Origin of the sequence: Oceanicola sp. S124 (assembly GCF_000220565.1) — a bacterium.
GTDB lineage: Bacteria > Pseudomonadota > Alphaproteobacteria > Rhodobacterales > Rhodobacteraceae > Pseudooceanicola.
In genome coordinates this window covers 1-17,335 of record NZ_AFPM01000009.1, presented here as the reverse complement: position 1 = coordinate 17,335, position 17,335 = coordinate 1, and the positions used below count along the sequence as shown (strand labels likewise).

The 17,335-nt window shown below is 67.9% G+C and carries 19 protein-coding genes and 1 other RNA gene; 11 read left to right on the top strand and 9 right to left on the bottom strand.

Annotated elements, in window-relative coordinates; genetic code table 11:
• Positions 1 to 12: 12 nt before the first annotated feature.
• The gene (locus tag OS124_RS0100665) at positions 13 to 576 is read right to left on the bottom strand and encodes a NifU family protein (protein ID WP_010137320.1); all 564 of its coding nucleotides are present in this window, start codon (positions 574 to 576) and stop codon (positions 13 to 15) included.
• Positions 577 to 719: 143 nt separating this feature from the next.
• Positions 720 to 1,175, bottom strand: coding sequence for a universal stress protein (locus OS124_RS0100660; RefSeq protein WP_010137319.1), 456 nt, complete (start codon positions 1,173 to 1,175; stop codon positions 720 to 722).
• Positions 1,176 to 1,299: 124 nt separating this feature from the next.
• On the opposite strand from OS124_RS0100660, the gene rnpB reads away from it, so the two are divergent.
• The 4 genes from rnpB to OS124_RS0100645 all read left to right on the top strand — a co-directional run bounded on the left by rnpB (position 1,300) and on the right by OS124_RS0100645 (position 3,695).
• Positions 1,300 to 1,701: RNase P RNA component class A (rnpB, locus tag OS124_RS25825), an RNA gene on the top strand.
• A 197-nt stretch (positions 1,702 to 1,898) separates the two neighbouring features.
• Positions 1,899 to 2,570, top strand: coding sequence for a PRC-barrel domain-containing protein (locus OS124_RS23275; protein WP_010137318.1), 672 nt, complete (start codon positions 1,899 to 1,901; stop codon positions 2,568 to 2,570).
• A gap of 202 nt (positions 2,571 to 2,772) precedes the next feature.
• On the top strand, positions 2,773 to 2,940 hold the full coding sequence (rpmG, locus tag OS124_RS0100650; protein WP_007799108.1) for a 50S ribosomal protein L33: 168 nt from the start codon (positions 2,773 to 2,775) through the stop codon (positions 2,938 to 2,940).
• A gap of 131 nt (positions 2,941 to 3,071) precedes the next feature.
• Complete coding sequence (locus tag OS124_RS0100645; RefSeq protein WP_010137314.1) at positions 3,072 to 3,695, top strand: GNAT family N-acetyltransferase; 624 nt, start codon at positions 3,072 to 3,074, stop codon at positions 3,693 to 3,695.
• Between the two features lie 68 nt (positions 3,696 to 3,763).
• Here OS124_RS0100645 and OS124_RS0100635 read toward each other — a convergent pair whose 3' ends face one another.
• The 3 genes from OS124_RS0100635 to OS124_RS0100625 form a co-directional block, all read right to left on the bottom strand.
• Positions 3,764 to 4,384, bottom strand: coding sequence for a YdeI/OmpD-associated family protein (locus tag OS124_RS0100635; RefSeq protein ID WP_010137313.1), 621 nt, complete (start codon positions 4,382 to 4,384; stop codon positions 3,764 to 3,766).
• Positions 4,385 to 4,495: 111 nt separating this feature from the next.
• Positions 4,496 to 5,233: a Bax inhibitor-1/YccA family protein gene (locus OS124_RS0100630; RefSeq protein ID WP_010137312.1), complete on the bottom strand. Its 738-nt coding sequence runs from the start codon at positions 5,231 to 5,233 to the stop codon at positions 4,496 to 4,498.
• 433 nt (positions 5,234 to 5,666) lie between these two features.
• Positions 5,667 to 5,885, bottom strand: a complete 219-nt coding sequence (locus OS124_RS0100625) for a DUF1127 domain-containing protein (protein WP_010137311.1) — start codon at positions 5,883 to 5,885, stop codon at positions 5,667 to 5,669.
• 126 nt (positions 5,886 to 6,011) lie between these two features.
• On the opposite strand from OS124_RS0100625, the gene OS124_RS23270 reads away from it, so the two are divergent.
• The 5 genes from OS124_RS23270 to OS124_RS0100600 all read left to right on the top strand — a co-directional run bounded on the left by OS124_RS23270 (position 6,012) and on the right by OS124_RS0100600 (position 11,009).
• Positions 6,012 to 6,974: a LysR family transcriptional regulator gene (locus OS124_RS23270; protein WP_083834496.1), complete on the top strand. Its 963-nt coding sequence runs from the start codon at positions 6,012 to 6,014 to the stop codon at positions 6,972 to 6,974.
• 702 nt (positions 6,975 to 7,676) lie between these two features.
• Positions 7,677 to 8,048, top strand: a complete 372-nt coding sequence (locus tag OS124_RS23265) for a helix-turn-helix domain-containing protein (protein ID WP_010137309.1) — start codon at positions 7,677 to 7,679, stop codon at positions 8,046 to 8,048.
• Positions 8,049 to 8,412: 364 nt separating this feature from the next.
• Positions 8,413 to 9,210, top strand: coding sequence for a histidinol-phosphatase (gene hisN, locus OS124_RS0100610; RefSeq protein ID WP_010137308.1), 798 nt, complete (start codon positions 8,413 to 8,415; stop codon positions 9,208 to 9,210).
• Positions 9,211 to 9,216: 6 nt separating this feature from the next.
• Entirely contained in the window at positions 9,217 to 10,557 is a 1,341-nt protein-coding gene (locus OS124_RS0100605) for an 8-oxoguanine deaminase (protein ID WP_010137307.1), read from the top strand.
• On the top strand, positions 10,554 to 11,009 hold the full coding sequence (locus OS124_RS0100600; RefSeq protein ID WP_010137306.1) for a CAP domain-containing protein: 456 nt from the start codon (positions 10,554 to 10,556) through the stop codon (positions 11,007 to 11,009). The genes OS124_RS0100605 and OS124_RS0100600 overlap by 4 nt, the downstream gene beginning before the upstream one ends.
• A 102-nt stretch (positions 11,010 to 11,111) precedes the next feature.
• Here the strand turns inward: OS124_RS0100600 and gltX are convergent, their stop codons facing one another.
• From gltX to mgtE, 3 genes are all read right to left on the bottom strand, one after another.
• Positions 11,112 to 12,437 carry a glutamate--tRNA ligase gene (gltX, locus tag OS124_RS0100595; RefSeq protein ID WP_010137305.1) on the bottom strand — a complete coding sequence of 442 codons (1,326 nt, stop codon included), beginning with the start codon at positions 12,435 to 12,437 and terminating at the stop codon, positions 11,112 to 11,114.
• A gap of 285 nt (positions 12,438 to 12,722) precedes the next feature.
• A complete protein-coding gene (locus tag OS124_RS0100590; RefSeq protein ID WP_010137303.1) occupies positions 12,723 to 13,283 on the bottom strand; it encodes a 5-formyltetrahydrofolate cyclo-ligase in 561 nt (186 codons plus the stop codon).
• On the bottom strand, positions 13,280 to 14,689 hold the full coding sequence (gene mgtE, locus OS124_RS0100585; protein ID WP_010137301.1) for a magnesium transporter: 1,410 nt from the start codon (positions 14,687 to 14,689) through the stop codon (positions 13,280 to 13,282). Before mgtE ends, OS124_RS0100590 begins: the two co-directional genes overlap by 4 nt.
• Before the next feature lie 147 nt (positions 14,690 to 14,836).
• On the opposite strand from mgtE, the gene guaD reads away from it, so the two are divergent.
• Positions 14,837 to 16,132: a guanine deaminase gene (guaD, locus tag OS124_RS0100580; RefSeq protein WP_010137300.1), complete on the top strand. Its 1,296-nt coding sequence runs from the start codon at positions 14,837 to 14,839 to the stop codon at positions 16,130 to 16,132.
• Between the two features lie 121 nt (positions 16,133 to 16,253).
• Positions 16,254 to 17,138 (top strand): NAD-dependent epimerase/dehydratase family protein, encoded by an 885-nt coding sequence (locus OS124_RS0100575; RefSeq protein ID WP_010137299.1) that lies wholly within the window; start codon positions 16,254 to 16,256, stop codon positions 17,136 to 17,138.
• 6 nt (positions 17,139 to 17,144) lie between these two features.
• On the opposite strand, the gene OS124_RS27165 is transcribed toward OS124_RS0100575, so the two are convergent.
• Positions 17,145 to 17,321, bottom strand: a complete 177-nt coding sequence (locus OS124_RS27165; protein WP_010137298.1) for a hypothetical protein — start codon at positions 17,319 to 17,321, stop codon at positions 17,145 to 17,147.
• Positions 17,322 to 17,335 lie beyond the last annotated feature (14 nt).

Sequence of the window (17,335 nt, the reverse complement as noted above, 5' to 3'; positions counted from 1 at the left end):
GTCAGCCCGTCCTCAGACGGCAACGGGGCGCACTTCGGTCACTTCGGGAATGTAGTGCCGCAGCAGATTCTCGATGCCCATCTTCAGGGTCAGCGTGGACGAGGGGCAGCCGGCGCAGGCGCCCTGCATGTGCAGGTAGACCACCCCGCGGTCGAAGCCGTGGAAGGTGATGTCGCCGCCATCCTGGGCCACGGCGGGACGCACGCGGGTGTCCAGCAGCTCCTTGATCTGGCCGACGATCTCGCCGTCGGGGCCGTCATGCTCGGCATGGCCCGAGGCGACGCCTTCGGCACCGCCCATGACCGGCTCGCCGGACTGGTAGTGCTCCATGATGCCGCCCAGCAGGGCCGGCTTCAGGTGGTCCCATTCCAGCCCGTCGCGCTTGGTGACGGTGATGAAATCGGTGCCGAAGAAGATCCCCGTGACGCCGTCGACGGAAAACAGCCGCTTCGCCAGCGGCGATTTCTCGGCCGTCTCGGCAGAGGGGAAATCGGCTGTGCCGGCGTCCAGCACGGTTTGACCGGGCAGGAACTTCAGCGTGGCGGGGTTGGGCGTGGATTCGGTCTGGATGAACATCGGCGGACCCTTTCTGGTTGACCCCCGATATGCGCCTTCGCAGGGCGAGTGTCAAGAATTGGAACCGTTCTAAACAGCGCGCGGCGGCGCAGGGAGAAGGGCCGCGCGGCCTGCACGTCAGGGCGCTGGCCGGCAAGGCAGGTTCAGGTGATCGCTTCCAGCCGGTCCTTGGACAGATCCTCGGGGACGATGGTGATCGGCACCGGCAGCGAGCCGGCATTGCGGCTCATCGCGGTGACCAGCGGGCCGGGGCCGCTCTTGCCTGCCGCGGCGCCGAGGACCAGAACGCCGATTTCGCCGTCTTCCTGGATCTGGCCGAGGATCTGCTCGTAGGGTTCGCCCTCGCGGATCACCAGTTCGGGCTCGATCTTCTGGCGGTCGCGCATCCACTTTGCAAAGACCTCGAAATGGGCCTCGATCCGCTCGCGGGCCTCGGCGCGCATGATGTCGGCGACCCCCATCCAGTGATTGAACTCGTCCGGGGCGATGATCGAAAGGATCGACACACCGCCGCCCGTATTCGCTGCACGCATGGCGGCAAAGCGCATGGCGTTGAGACATTCGCGGCTGTCGTCGAGCACGACAAGGAACTTGCGCATGAGGATCCCCTTTCCGCGGGATCATGGCGCAAGGAAACCGGCAGGGCAATGGGGATGGCGCGGGGGGCACTGTGCGATCGGGGCAATTGACCCCGGCGGGGCCGGTCGCTATTGCGCAACTCGCGCGGAGGGCCGGATGGCCGCGAAAGGCAACTTTCGAGGAAAGTCCGGACTCCACAAGGCAACGGTGCCGGGTAACGCCCGGCGGGGGTAACCCCAGGGAAAGCGCCACAGAGAACAGACCGCCCGTGTCCCCTCGGTTCGCGGGTAAGGGTGAAACGGTGCGGTAAGAGCGCACCGCGGGACTGGCAACAGGACCGGCACGGCAAGCCCCACCGGGAGCAATGCCGAATAGGAACCTCGCGCGGGGCGTAGTCGGGCAACCGAAACCGTCACCGCAGGGCCGCCTTGGCCCGGAGGTTCGGGTTGGCAGCTGGAGGGCGGGGGCAATCCCGCCCCGAGATGAATGGTCATCGAACCGGCTTCGGTCGGGGAACAGAATCCGGCTTACAGGCCCTCCGCGCATATCGGCCTCACGAATCCTCACGAATTCTTGCCCTGAGAGGGAACCCGCCTGTATGCCGCGCTGCGGCAGGCCGGGATCCGCCCATGGTCGTGCAGCCCTTGCAGACGCCATGGAACGTCAGCGTCCCGGGCCGGGTTGAGGGGGCATGAGATCCTCGCGACTGGCGGGGATGCGTGACCCCAGGAGGAGACGACCCGATGAAGACCCTCATTGCAAGCACCAGCCGTACCGCCCTTCTTGCCCTTGCCCTGGCCGCCCCGGTCGTGGCCCCGATCCACGCCGTCGCGCAGGATGCGCAGGTCGAAGGCGAAGCCGGCACCGATCCGCTGCTGGTTCCCGAAGGCGGCGACACCGGCGCCGAGATGACGACCGATCCGATGGCACCCACCGACGGCGACGTGGCCGAGGCCCCGGGCACCCCGGATCCGATGGCCGACCCGATGGCAACCGAAGGCACCGACGTTGCCGAGGCCGAAGAGGCCCCCAAGCCGGTCGAAGGCCAGATCACCATGCAGGACAAGGATTCGATCCTGGCTGCGGACCTGATCGGCGCCCCGGTCTACAACGGCCAGGACGAGAAGGTCGGTGACATCAACGACCTGATCATCGCCCTCGGCGGCAATGTCGAAGGCGTGGTGATCGGCGTCGGCGGCTTCCTTGGCCTCGGCGAGAAGGACGTGGCCATCGAGATGGCCCAGCTGGACGTGGCGACCTCGGAAGGCGACGTGCAGCGCCTGGTCACCAGCGCCTCGCGCGCCGACCTGGAATCGGCGCCCGAATTCGTCACCGCCCAGGAGCAGGCCCGCGAAGCCGAGGCCCTGCAGATGCAGAGCGACACCACCGGCGGGGCAACGATTCCGGTGGAATGACCTTCGCGGACCCTGCATCAGGGGTGGGAAGGGGGCCTTCGGGCCCCCTTTTCTCATGGGGCGGGTAGAATTCGCGCCGATCACCGTGAAAATCGCGCTTTTCCGGCGATCCGAGGTTGACTCATCGCCGCGCCTCGGTAAAAGGCGGAGTTCATGAGATTTCGCGGGCCGCCCGACGTGCGCCTGCTGTAGGAGAAGCACAATGGCGAAGCCGACGACCATCAAGATCCGTCTGAACTCGACCGCGGGCACGGGCCATTTCTACGTGACCAAGAAGAACGCGCGTACCATGACCGAAAAGATGACCGTACGAAAGTACGATCCCGTGGTGCGGAAGCATGTCGAGTACAAGGAAGGCAAGATCAAGTAAGATCTGAAAAACCTTGAAGACCATGCAAGCCGCGCCGCAGAGCGCGGCTTTCTTCTTTTCGGCCGCGCCCTGTCTCCCCCCTCAGCAGACTGCCCCGGTGATTTCCGGGATGAGAGACAAGGACGCCCCTCATGCCCCTTTCCAGCGATTCCGTCGACGAGACGCCGCCTGACAGCGACAGCCTCGACCTCGCCCTGCTGCCGGCCCGCCCGCCGGTGCGTGCCGGCCTGAAGCCGAAGCCCGTCGCCGGGCAGCAGACCTTCATCCGTCCGGCGATGCCCGCCGATACCGACGCGGTGACCCGGATGCTGGCCCGCAGCTACCGGGCGCTGCTGGCGGCCGACTACCCGTCCGAGCTGCTGCGCGAGGCGCTGCCCTTCATCAAGCGTCCGCGGCCCGGGCTGCTGACCTGCGGCACCTACTTCCTGACCCTGACCGGCGACGAAGAGCGCGTTCTCTCGGCCGGTGGCTGGACGGATACCTCGCCCCACGGGGCGCCCGGCCGGCCCGGCGAGGGGCATGTCCGTCACGTCGCCACCGACCCCGACGCCGCCCGGCAGGGGCTGGGACGCGAGCTGATGGCGCAGGTCATGCGCTCGGCCTGCTCTGCCGGGGTGGAGCTGCTGCATTGCCAGTCGACCCTGACCGCCGTGCCCTTCTACGAGGCGCTCGGGTTCCAGGCGCGCTCGCTGATCGAGCTGCGGCTGCCGAACGGGGTGCTCTTCCCCGCGGTGCAGATGTTCTGGCGCGCCTGAGGCGTGGGGCGGGCAGACAGGATCTGGCGGCCCCAGCTCAGGCGGGCAGGATCGGGCAAAGGGGGCGGCTAGCGTTCGGTCGCGCCCTTGCCCGCCAGGATCTTGTCGCGGAACTTCGCGATCCGGGCGAAGCGGGTCGCGCTCTGCTTGGCCGTGGCAAGGTTGAAGAGGTAGCTGCGCTGCCGCCCCGGCGTCAGGGCGTGGAAGGCCTCCGACAGCTCGGGGTCGGCGTCCAGCGCCTCGCCCAGCTCATCCGGCATGTCCAGCGCGCGGGGCTCCTTCGGGGCCGTGATCCCCTGCTCGGCATAGCGCATCGCCTCGCCGAGATAGGCCGTGATCGTCCGGCCCAGTTCGGGCAGCTCTTCGGCCCCGGTCAGGCGGATCATGTCGGGATGGCGGGTGTTGGGCCCCTGACGCCGCAGCACCCCCTCGGGATCCTGCATCAGCGCGGCGTTGAAGAAGGTCAGCCGGACATTGTCGCGGAAGGCTCCGATGAGTGCGATATTGCGCCCGGCGTGCATGTAGCAGGGATGGCCCCACTTGGCGGTCTCTTCCAGCCCGGCGTCGCGGCAGAGGGCGCGCAGCCCCTCCAGCACCGCCGACCAGCGCAGGGCCGCGCAGTCGGGGGTCTCGAAGCGGGCGCAGCGGCCACAGCCCTTGGTGAAGAAGTCGTCGGGGTCGGTGATCATCGCGCCTGCCTTGCTGACCTGCGCCCAGTCTAGCGCCGCCCAGTCGAGCGCGGAACCGGAAACGAAAAAAGCCGGCCCGAAGGCCGGCTTTCCGATTGGATCAGGCTGCGATCACTCGCGGTTGCCGAAGAGCTGCAGCAGGAACATGAACATGTTGATGAAGTCCAGGTAGAGCTGCAGGGCGCCCATGATGGCGGCCTTGCCCAGCCATTCGCTGTCGCCCGAATGGGCGTGCTGCAGGTAGGTCACCTTGATGTTCTGGGTGTCATAGGCCGTCAGGCCGGCGAAGATCAGCACGCCGATGATCGAGATCGCGAAGTGCAGGGCCGGCGAGCCGAGGAAGATGTTGATGATCGAGGCCACCAGGATACCGATGACGCCCATGATCAGGAACGACCCCCAGCCCGAGATGTCCTTCTTCGTGGTGTAGCCCCAGAGGGACAGGCCGGCGAAGGCGATCGAGGTGACCAGGAAGACCTGGGCGATCGAGATGCCGGTGAAGGCCACGAAGATCCAGGACAGCGACAGGCCCATCACGGCGGCGAAGCCGTAGAAGAACAGCTGCGCCGCGGCGGCCGAGAAGCGGTTGATCATCGCGCCGAAGCCGAAGACCATCGCCAGCGGGGCGAACATGATGATCCAGCCCAGGATGTTGGGCTGCAGCGTCACCGGATCGCGGAAGATGCCGAGCAGCTCGGGGGACGAGCCGATGGCCCATGCCACGAGGAAGGTCAGCAGGGTGCCCACGGACATGGTGCCGTAGACCTTGTTCATGTGGGCGCGGAGCCCTTCGTCGATCGCAGCGGAACGGGCACCAGCCGTCGCCTGCATCGTTCTGTAGTCAGCCATTTATGCCTCCGTTCAGGACTGTCTCTGCCCAAGTGAGGGCTTCGTGGTCCAATATCGGGGACAAGGGCCTCGTTTTCAAGATTTTCAGGGTCTTGATCACCCCAATAACGTGAATGTCAGGAGCAGAATTCCGGCTCTCCGGTCCCGGTGGCACGGCGGAGCCAGCCCAGCAAGGCCCTGCCTCGATGGCAGGTTTTGAAAAGTCAGGGAAAAAAGGCGCCGCGGGCCGGGCAGCCAACATGGAATAAGCTGCTGCCGGGCGCCGCGGACCAGTCGCGGACCGCCTTGGGGGGAGCGGCGGTCACGGGGAGATGGGGCGGCCCGCGCCACGCGGGAAGGGTCGGGATGGTGGCGCAGGCCGGTGCCGCGGGCCGGAACCGGGCGGCAATCATTCACCGGGGCCGCGGCGATCCGCGGTGCCCCGGCGGGATGTTCAGAACGGGCGAACCGGCAGGTCCCAGGCGGGACGCGCGGCTTCACGCCGGGCTTCGCTGGCCGTGATGCCGATATCGCGCAGCAGCGCGCTGTCGAGGGTGCCGAGGGCACGACGCTCGCGGCGGACGCCGAGCATGGCGACGAGACGGGTCAGGAAAGGCGCGCGTGCGGCGCGCGGGCGGGCGGAGACGTGGGACGTCAGGCTTTGCGTGCTCATCTTCAATACCTTTCGGCTACGTGATGCGATTCTGAGGAGTCATTATTTCTGTTGATGTACATGCGCCTCTGTGATCAATATTGGAAATGAATGTTTCTGAGCGATGATATCACCGGGATTGATGGTATGAGAAATCTGGACATGACCTCGCTGCGCAGCTTCGTGGCGGTAGCCGACCACGGTGGGGTGACCAAGGCGGCGGGAATGCTGAATTTCACCCAGAGCGCGGTTTCCATGCAGCTGAAACGCCTCGAAGAGACCCTGGGTATCTCGCTGCTGGACCGCTCCAGCCGTCGCATCGCGCTGACCCCCGCGGGTGAGCAGCTGCTTGGCTATGCCCGACGCATCATCGACATGAATGACGAGGCTCTGACCCGCCTGACCTGCAAGAGCTACGAGGGGGAGATCGTCGTCGGCGTGCCGCATGATATCGTCTATCCGGTCGTGCCCTCGGTCCTGCAGCAGTTCGCGCAGGAATTTCCGCGGATGAAGGTGCAGCTGGTCTCGGCCTATACGCGCAGCCTGAAGGAAAGCTTCGATCGCGGCGAATCCGACGTGATCCTGACCACCGAGCCTGATCCGGATGCGCGTGGCGAGATCCTCGACGAGCGGCCGCTGGTCTGGATCGGCGCGCCGGGCGGACAGGCCTGGCGGCAACGGCCCCTGCGCTATGCCTCGGGGCGCAACTGCCTGTTCCGACCGCTGACCATCCGCGCGATGGAGCGCGAGGGGGTCGACTGGGAGAACGCCGTCGACACCGCCAGCGACCGCACCGTCGAGGCAACGGTCAGCGCCGACCTGGCGCTGACGGCGATGATCGCGGGCACCGAGCCGCCGCAGCTGGCCCAGGTCGAGCACGGCGGCGACCTGCCAGAACTGGGCACCCAGAAGATCTGCATGTACCGCCAGGACCGGGGAGCCGGCGAGGTGCTCGAGCGGATGGCCGAGATGCTGCGCCTGGGCTATGCGGCGGATCACACCGCGCTGCGTCCGGCGACGCCGGGCGAGGGGCAGGGCAGCTCTCTGGGCCGGTTCGCCTGGCGACAGGAACTGAGCCGGGCCAAGCGCTCGGGCGTCGCCGCCTCCTGAGCGCGGCAGCGGTCCGGCCGGGTGGTCTGGCGGCGGCGGGGGTGGCCGTCAGGGGGCGGGCTTCGTCATGGCGCGATCCGCCCGACACCTGGCGCGATCGGCATGGTCTTCGTGTCCTGTGACGGGGGCAGGTCTACCCATGGTTGTGTCGCTGATCTTGCCCGCGGGCGCATGTGCGGGCGCCGCGGCGCCACGGCATCACCGTATGGAAATGTGAGTCGAAGCGCCCCCGGGGCGCCGTCGTTCAGGCCCGGAACAGCGGATGCCGACCCCGGTCAGGAGCCAAAGGACGGCGATCTGCTCGCCCGGAAAGCGCGGATTTCTGTCGTCCCGGGCGTTGGATTGCTGCCCATGGCGCGGCTTTCGGGTGCCCGCCCGGGCTCTTCTATTCTCAAATGATTTCCGAAAGATAGTTTGATCAGAAATGATCCCGCAGCCCGGACGCTCCGATGCGTTTCTTGCTGCAACGCCGAAAGCCCGGCAAGAATGCGAAAGGACGAAGCTTGATACACATCCGACAATTGAGCTAACCATTGCGTCAGTCAGCTCTTTCGTGAGCGTTTAAGTTGCGCCAAAGTTGAAAGCTGATACGATCCTCTCACGCTGTAGGGATGTGCGGCGTGTCAAAACGAAAACCAGGCCTGACGTCACCACGCGGAGATTCCTCCGGCGGGGTGTCCATGGCCACGACAGGAGCCGCGAATGACTCATCCGGTTGACGTCCACGTGGGGAAGAGAATCCGGCATCGCCGCTGGCTGGTCGGGATGACCCAGCAGCAGCTTGCCGAACGCGTCGGAATCAAGTTCCAGCAGATCCAGAAATATGAGACCGGTGCCAACCGCGTCAGCGCCTCCCGCCTGTGGGATATCGCCGATGCGCTGGAAGTGCCGGTCAGCTTCTTCTTTGAAGGCATCGAGGCCGAAGGCGCCGTTGCCGACCCGACCGCTGCCGTTCCGGCGGATGTCATGGGGGACAAGGAAGCCCTGGACCTGATCCGGTCCTACTATGCGATCCCCGAGAACCAGCGTCGCCGCCTCTTCGAACTGGCGCGCGTGCTGAGCGACGTGGCCTGATCTGCAGGCAGCCGCCCGGAGACGGGCGCCATGACAACGACGGATCCCGGACACCGGGGCACGCTCAGGATACTCCGCAAGATCCCGTTTCGTGGGTGGCGAAACGGATCTTGGGGCCAGCCGGCGGCGACATGGCCGCGGCGGGTCTCGGACCCGGCCCGACGGGAGCAAGATCCCGCAGTGGCACAGGACAGACCTCGGTGACGAGGGCAGGGCAGAAGGCCCGTTTCTCTTTTACTTTCCCCAATGTGCATGCGACCTGCGACGGTGGTCGCACAGGCATCTGCGCCGCAATCTCCTTGCCTCGCGGCACGACACGGGATAGCCCTGCGCGCCAGCAGCAGCGCGACCGCAGGAGGGCAAGATGCAACCGGATCAGACAGATATCCTGGACACGGCCCATGAGATGGCGGATGCCGCCCGCGCGGCGATCCTGCCGCATTTCCGCAAGGCGGACCTGGGCGAGGACAACAAGCTGGCCGGTGGCTACGACCCGGTGACAGAGGCCGACCGCGCCGCCGAGCAGGCGATGCGCGCCGTCCTGGCCCGCCGCCGGCCGCAGGATGCCATCCTGGGCGAGGAATATGGCCACGAGTCCGGCGACAGCGGCCTGACATGGGTGCTCGACCCGATCGACGGCACGCGGGGCTTTGTCTCCGGTACCCCGACCTGGGGTGTGCTGATCGGCCTGAACGACGGGGCGCGGGTGCTCTTCGGCATGGTCGACCAGCCCTATACCGGCGAGCGCTTCTGGGGGGGCTTCGGCCAGGGCGGGATGACCGGCCCGCAGGGCGAACGGCCCCTCGCCACGCGCGCCACTGCGGCGCTTGAGCAGGCGGTGATCTTCACCACCTTCCCCGAGGTGGGCACCCCGCGCGATGCGGAAGGCTTCCGGGCCGTCGCCAGCCGCTGCAAGCTGACCCGCTACGGCATGGATTGCTATGCCTACGCGCTGGTCGCGGCCGGGCAGGTGGACCTGGTGATCGAGGCCGGCCTGCATCCCTACGACATCCAGGGCCCGATCGGCGTGATCGAGGCTGCCGGCGGCCTGGTCACCGACTGGCGCGGCGGTCCGGCCCTGCAGGGCGGGCAGGTGCTGGCTGCGGCAAACCCGGTGCTGCACCGCGCCGCGCTGGACTTGCTGGCCGATTTCGCGGAATAGGGCGGGATGGACAAGGCGATCCTGATCCGCAACGCGGACCACATCCTGACGATGGACGACCGGCGGACCGAGCTTCTCGGCGCCGACATCCTCGTCTCGGGCGGGCGTATCCAGGCCATCGGCCCGCGGCTGGACCAGCCCGGCGCCGAGGTGATCGAGGCCTCGGGCTGCGTGGTGACCCCCGGCCTGGTCAACACCCACCATCACCTCTACCAGAGCCTGACCCGCGCCGTCCCGGGCGGCCAGGACGCGCTGCTCTTTGGCTGGCTCAGGACGCTCTACCCGATCTGGGCCCGCTTCGGCCCCGACGAGATGCGTACCTCGGCCATGGTCGGCCTCGCCGAGCTGGCGCTGTCGGGCTGCTCGCTCAGCGCGGATCACCTCTATCTCTATCCCAACGGGGCGCGGCTGGAGGACACCATCGAGGCGGCCACCGAGGTCGGCCTGCGCTTCCATCCGACCCGCGGCGCCATGTCCATCGGGGAAAGCCTGGGCGGCCTGCCCCCCGACATCCTGGTCGAGGACGAGGCTGCGATCCTCGAGGATTGCATCCGGGTCATCGACGCCTTCCATGACCCCTCCGAGGGGTCGATGTGCCGTGTCGGCGTGGCGCCCTGTTCGCCCTTCTCGGTCTCGCGCGAGCTGATGCGCGATGCGGCCCTGCTGGCGCGGGACAAGAAGGTCATGCTGCACACCCACCTGGCGGAGAACGACGAGGACATCGCCTATTCGCTGGAGAAATTCGGCTGCCGGCCGGGCCAGTATGCCGAGGACCTGGGCTGGACCGGGGAAGACGTCTGGCACGCCCATTGCGTGAAGCTGGATGCCTCCGAGATCTCCATGTTCGCGCGCACCGGCACTGGCGTGGCCCATTGCCCCTGCTCCAACTGCCGCCTCGGGTCCGGCATCGCGCCGGTCAGGGCGATGCGGGATGCGGGGGTCTACGTGGGGCTGGGCGTCGATGGGTCGGCCAGCAATGATGCGGGCAACCTGATGGCCGAGGCGCGCCAGGCCCTGCTTCTGCAACGGGTCAGCCGGGGGGCCGATGCCATGTCCGCCCGCGAGGCGCTGGAGATCGCCACCCGAGGTGGCGCCGATGTGCTGGGCCGCCCCGATTGCGGCCGGCTGGCCAAGGGCAAGCGCGCCGATATCGCGATCTGGGATGTCTCGGGGATCGAGAGCGCGGGCAGCTGGGATCCGGCGGCGCTGCTGCTGGCGGGGCCGATGAAAGTCCGCCACCTGCTGGTCGAGGGCCGCCAGGTGGTGCGCGACTACCGGATGCCGCATCTCGACCTGGGCGCCCTGGTGACGCATCAGTCCCGGCTGGTACAGGGGCTGATGGCATGAGGACCGCCCTGCGTTCCGCCCTCGGCCCGGCGCTGATGACCCTGCTGATGGCCTGCACCCCGGCCGAGACCGCCCCCGCCGCGCCGCCGAAGCCCGTCGACCTTCTGGCCGAGATCAATGCCTTCCGCGCAGCCCGCGGGCGCGCGCCGCTCGCGGCCTCGGATGCGGCGGTACAGGTGGCCGGGCGCCACGCGGCAGACCTGCAACGGGGCGGCGGGATCAGCCATATCGGGTCCGACGGCTCGACCCCCGGCGAGAGGCTGAGCCGCGAAGGCGTGGCCTGGTGCCGCGTGGCCGAGAATCTCGCCCGCGGTCAGTCCGACGGCGCCGATGTACTCTCCGCCTGGATCGAGAGTCCGCGCCACCGTGCCAACCTGCTGGGCGGCTACGCGGCCATCGGGACCGCCCGCGCCGGCGATATCTGGGTGGCGGTCTTCCTCTCGCCCTGCTGAGGCGCCTTCACGACCGTTGAAACGGAAACGGGGCGCCGACCTGCCGGTCCTGCGCCCCGTATGACCTGTATCAATCCGGGTCCGCCCAGAGGAGCCCCGCGATCAGCCCCGCGCGCGGATCACCTGCATCAGCGGCAGCACCTGGCTCATGTCCGGGCCGTGGTCCATGCCGGTGACGGCCTTGCGCAGCGGCATGAACAGGCCACGGCCCTTGCGCCCGGTCTGCTCTTTCACCGCCTTGGTCCAGGTGCCCCAGGTGGTCTCGTCGTGCGGGCCGTCCGGCAGCAGCGCCATGGCCTCGGCGATGAAGTCGCGGTCTTCCTCGTCGATCAGTGGTTCGGCACCGTCACGGAACAGCTGCCACCAGCCGGGCAGGTCCTTCAGGGTGGCGATATTGTCCCTCACCACCATCCAGAAGGCCTCGGCCTTGTCCTCGGGCACACCGGCGGCGGCGACGGCTTCGGCCACATCGGCCAGCGGACGGTGCTGCAGGATATGCGCGGTCAGCGGCAGCAGGTCCTTCTCGTCGAACTTGGTCGGTGCGGACCCGAAGGTGGAAAGGTCGAAGTTCTCGGCCAGCTCCTCGATGGAAGACGCGACCTCGACCGGTTGCGACGAGCCAAGGCGCGCCATCAGGCTGAGAAGCGCCATCGGCTCCAGCCCCTGGGCGCGCAGGTCGCGGATCGACAGGACGCCAAGGCGCTTGGACAGCGCCTCGCCCTGCGGGCCGGTCAGCAGCGAGTGATGGGCGAAACCGGGCACGGTGCCGCCAAGCGCCTCGATGATCTGGATCTGGGTGGCGGTATTGGTGACGTGGTCCGAGCCGCGCACGACATGGGTCACGCCCATCTCGGTGTCATCGACGACCGACGCGAGGGTATAGAGCATCTGCCCGTCGGCGCGGATCAGCACCGGGTCCGAGACCGAGGCCGCGTCGATCGAGATCTCGCCCAGGATGCCGTCCTGCCAGTTGATCCGGTGCTGGTCCAGCTTGAAGCGCCAGACGCCGGGGCCGCGCTCTTCGCGCAGGCGGGCCTTCTCGTCGTCCGACAGCGCAAGGGCGGCGCGGTCATAGACCGGCGGCTTGCCCATGTTGAGCTGCTTCTTGCGCTTCAGGTCCAGCTCGACGGGGGTTTCGAAGGCCTCGTAGAAGCGGCCCATGTCCCGCAGCTTGTCGGCGGCTTCCAGGTAGCGCTCCATGCGCTTGGACTGGTACTCGATCCGATCCCAGGTCAGGCCCAGCCATTCCAGGTCTTCCATGATCCCGTCGATGTATTCCTGCCTGGACCGCTCCTGGTCGGTATCGTCGATCCGCAGGATGAAGGTCCCGCCGGCCTTGCGGGCGATCAGGAAGTTGAACAGCGCGGTGCGCAGGTTGCCGATATGGATATAGCCGGTCGGCGAGGGGGCGAAACGGGTGGTGGTCATGGCGAACTCCTGTTGGCCGCCTCTAAGCATGGCCGGCGCGAATTGTCCAGAAATGGCAGGGGCAGGCACGTTGTTGGCGCCTCCGGCGGGAGTATTTCCGGCCTGGTGATGAACAGGCCATGCCGGATTGGCGCCCGCCCTCTCAATCGAGAGCGCGCACGCTCTCAATGCAGAAGGAGGGAGCCGATCCGGGCGCCCTCCCGCATCATCACCAGGCTGAAAATACTCCGGGGGACTCCGCGCAGCGGAGGGGGGCAGCGCCCCCCCCTTCCTTCGGCCGGGCGATCACGTCTGGAAGGAGAGGACCTCGTGCTCCGTCACGATCATGTCGAGCGGCTGGTCGGTGGATTCCAGCGGCAGGCTTTCGGCCTCCTGCGCGGCATAGGCGAAGCCGATGGCCAGGGTGGGGCGGGCGGCGCGCAGCAGTTCCAGCGTGCGGTCATAGAAACCGCCGCCGTAGCCGAGGCGATTGCCGGCGCGGTCGAAGGCGACGAGGGGGACGATGAGGATCTCGGGCGTGACCCAGTCGAGCGTGGCGGGGATCTCGGCGCCGAAGGGGCCCGCCACCATGGCGCAGCCCGGTTCCCAGCGGGCGAAGCGCAGGGGCTGGCCTTCGGCCTCGATCACCGGCAAGGCGACGGGGCCGTGGGCGGCGGCTTCCTCCATCGCGGCGGTCGGCGGGATCTCGGTGCGGATCGGCCGGTAGCCTGCCAGTGGCACGCCACGATAGCCGGCAAGGACCGAGGAGAGCAGCCCGGCGCGGCCCGGCCCGGCGGTCTCATGCGCCAGCCTGCGGCGGGCGAAAGCGGCCTTGCGGGCCTGCGCCTTCTGCTCGGCGAGGCTCACAACAGCACCAGACCGGCGAGGCCGAGGAAGGCGAAGAAGCCCACCACGTCGGTGACCGTGGTCACGAAGGTGCCCGAGGCCAGCGCCGGGTCGACCTTCAGCCGATCCAGCAGCACCGGCACCCCGATGCCCGCCAGCCCCGCCACCGCGAGGTTGATCACCATCGAAAGCGCCAGCACCAGGGCGATCTTCACGTTGCCGAACCACAGCAGCGTCAGCGCTGCCATGGTCAGCGCGAAGGCCAGGCCGTTCAGCAGGCCGACCGCCAGTTCGCGCCGGATCACCCGCCAGACGTTCGAGCCGGTAAGGTCCTTCGTCGCGATGGCGCGCACCGCCACGGTCAGGGACTGCGTCCCGGCATTGCCGCCCATCGAGGCGACGATGGGCATCAGCACCGCCAGGGCGACGAACTGGGCGATGGTCTCGTCGAAGGCCGAGATCACAAGCGAGGCCAGCACCGCCGTCAGCAGGTTCACCGCCAGCCAGGGCAGGCGCTGCTTCAGGGTCTCGGATACCCGGTCGTTCAGCGTGCCCTCGCCGACACCGGCGAGGCGCATGATGTCCTCCTCGTGTTCCTCGTCCAGCACGATCATCGCATCGTCGATGGTGATCACGCCGACCAGCCGGTCATCCTCGTCGACCACCGGGGCCGAGATGATGTGGTACTGGTTGAAGGCATAGGCCACGTCGCCCTCGTCCTGCATGGCGGGGATCGTGCGGAAGCTGGGCTCGGTGATCTCGGACAGCGCGGCGCGGCGCGGCGAGGCCATCAGCTTGCCCAGGGTTACATGGGCCACGGGCCGCATCTTCGGGTCGATCAGGATGACGTGGTAGAACTGCTCGGGCAGGTCCTCGCGCTCGCGCATCATGTCGATGGCCTGGCCGACGGTCCAGAATTCAGGCACCGCCACCACCTCGCGCTGCATCAGGCGGCCGGCGGATTCCTCGGGGTAGGCTAGGGCCTGTTCCACCGCGTGGCGGTCGCTGTCCTCCAGCGCGTCGAGCACCGCTTCCTGCTGCTCTTCCTCGAGGTATTCGACAAGGTCGACCACGTCGTCCGAATCAAGCTCGCGCACCGCGTCCTTGAGGACCTCGGGCGTCAGCAGGCCGATGACCTCCTCGCGGATGCCCTCGTTCAGTTCCGACAGGATCTCGCCGTCGAACTCGCGGTCATAGAGCAGCACCAGCCGGCGCCGGTCATAGGCGTTGATCTGTTCCAGCACGTCGGCGATGTCGGCGGCGTGCAGCGGTTCCATCAGCTGGATCAGCTGCTCACGGTCGTCCGTATCGACCGCGTAAAGGATCGCCGCCACCGTCTTGCGGTCGAGGGTATAGCCCTGTTCTTCGCTGCCGGTTTCGGCCTCGGGGCCGGTTTCGGGGTCGATGTCCTGCTCGATCTCGGTCATGGGCGGCCCTCTTTCTGCTCAGGCGATCATATCGGTCCCCGGGGCGGGGAAACAATGGCGGAGGCGCAGTTTACCCCCCTTGCCGGTACGGATATCCTGCCGCTCATGCACCGGGGCGCAGGGCTTCGGCAAGCCGGGAGGGTGACCATGGCAAAGGATATTCTGCTGACCGGGCAACTGGTGGACTTCACCGGCGATCCCTTTGTCGGCGACCCTGCCGAGAGCGTCCTCTACGAGCGTCACGGCGGGGTCCTGCTGCGCGGTGGCGAGATCGTCGCGCGGGGCGGGGCCGAGGCCCTCAGGGCGGCCCATCCGGAGGCCCGGGTGGTCGACTACGGCGAGGGGCTGATCCTGCCGGGCTTCGTCGATGCCCATGTGCACTATCCCCAGACCGCGATGATCGCCAGCTGGGGCAAGCGGCTGATCGACTGGCTGAACAGCTACACCTTCCCCGAGGAGCTGAAGTTCGCCGACCCTGCCTATGCCGCCGAGATCGCGGCCCGCTACCTCGACCTGACCACGGCCCATGGCACGACCTCGATGGTCAGCTTCTGCACCGTGCACCCGGGCAGCGCCGAGGCCTTCTTCGCCGAGGCGCTGAAGCGCGGACAGCGGGTGATCGGCGGCAAGACCTGCATGGATCGCAATGCGCCCGACGGCCTGCTGGACACTGCCCGCACCGCTTATGAGGACAGCAAGGCGCTGCTGGAGCGCTGGCACGGGCAGGGCCGCATCGGCTATGCCATCACCCCGCGCTTCACCCCCACGTCGACCGAAGAGCAGCTCGAGGCCATGGGGGCGCTCTGGGCCGAGCACCCCGACTGCCTGATGCAGACCCACCTCAGCGAGCAGCTGGACGAGATCGCCTGGGTTCGCAGCCTGCGCCCCGATGCGCGGGATTACCTGGATACCTACGAAGCCCATGGCCTGCTGCGCGAGGGGGGGCTGTTCGGCCATGCCATCCACCTCGAGCCGCGCGAGATCGACCGGCTGGCCGAGACCGGCGCCTCGGTGGTGCATTGCCCGACCTCGAACACCTTCATCGGTTCGGGCCTGTTCGACATGGCCGGGCTGAAGGCGCGCGGGCTGAAGGTGGGGCTGGCGACGGATACCGGCGGCGGGTCGGATTTCTCGATGCTGCGCACCATGGCGGCAGCCTACGAGATCGGCCAGCTGCGCGGCACGCCGCTGCATCCCTCGCAGCTGCTCTGGCTGGCGACGGCCGGGTCGGCCGGGGCTGTCGGCATGGCGGACCGGATCGGGACCCTGGCGCCCGGCTCCGAGGCCGACGTGGTGGTGCTGGACCTCGCCTCGACCCCGGCGATCGCGCAGCGCGCCGCGCTGGCGGGCGATCTCTGGGAGGCGGTCTTCCCGACCATCATGATGGGCGATGACCGCGCCGTGCGGGCGGTCTGGATCGGCGGCGCCCCGGCCCTGGGGTGATGCCCCGGGGGCACCCTTCGACCACGGCGGCGGGCGGACCGGTTGCACCCCGGCGGCCCTCCGCCCATCATCGCGCCAGCAAGGGGAAGGCACCTCGGGGTGCCGGACATCGGAGGACGACATGCGGATTTTCTTCACCGGCGGCAGCGGCAAGGCGGGCCGATGGGCCGTCAGGCACCTGCAGGCGCAGGGGCATCACGTGGTCAATGTCGACCGGACGCCCTCGGGGCTGGACTGCCCCGAGCTTCTGGTCGATCTCTGCGACGCGGGGCAGGTCATCGGCGCCATGTCCCAGTTCGTCGACGGGGCAGAGCTGGACGCGGGCGCAGGCGTGCCGACCTATGATGCGGTGGTGCATTTCGCCGCCATTCCGCGTGTCATGATCGGCACCGACGGCGAATGCTTCCGGCAGAACACCCTGACCACCTACAACGTGATCGAGGCGGCGGTGAAGCTGGGCGTGCCCAAGATCATCTTCGCCAGCTCGGAGACCACCTACGGCATCTGTTTCGCCCATGGCGAGGTGAAGCCCGCCTTCGTGCCGGTGGACGAGACCCATCCCACCGTGCCCCATGACAGCTACGCCATGTCCAAGGTCTGCAACGAGGCGACGGCGCGCTCGTTCCAGGCGCGCAGCGGCAGCGACATCTACGGGCTGCGGATCAACAACGTGATCGAGCCCGACGAGTACGCCACGATGTTCCCGGCCTTCATGACGGACCCGGCCCTGCGCCGGCGCAACATCTTCGCCTATATCGACGCCCGCGACCTTGGTCACATGGTCGATTGCTGCCTGAAGACCGATGGCCTCGGCTACGAGGTGTTCAACGTCTCCAATGACGACATGTCGGTCGGCATCACCAGCGCCGAGGTGATCGAGCGCTTCTATCCCGGTGTCGAGGTCCGGGCCGAGATGGGCCCGCGCGAGACCTTCTTCTCGAACCGCAAGGCGCGGGAGATGGTCGGCTTCAGCCCGCGTCATTCCTGGCGCGAGGTGCTGGGCTAGGGCGCCTCAGCCCAGCTTCGCCAACCAGCGATCGACCAGCGCCCGCTCTGCCGGGCTCAACTTCTGCGCGCGGGGGTAGAGCGGCGCGGCGCGGTCGTCGCGTATCGGGGCGCCCCAGCCGTCGGTGGTCTCGAAGAAGCGTGCCACGCCTGCCTCTCCGAACTCGTCCAGGTAGCCCTGCACCTACCACGTCCAGG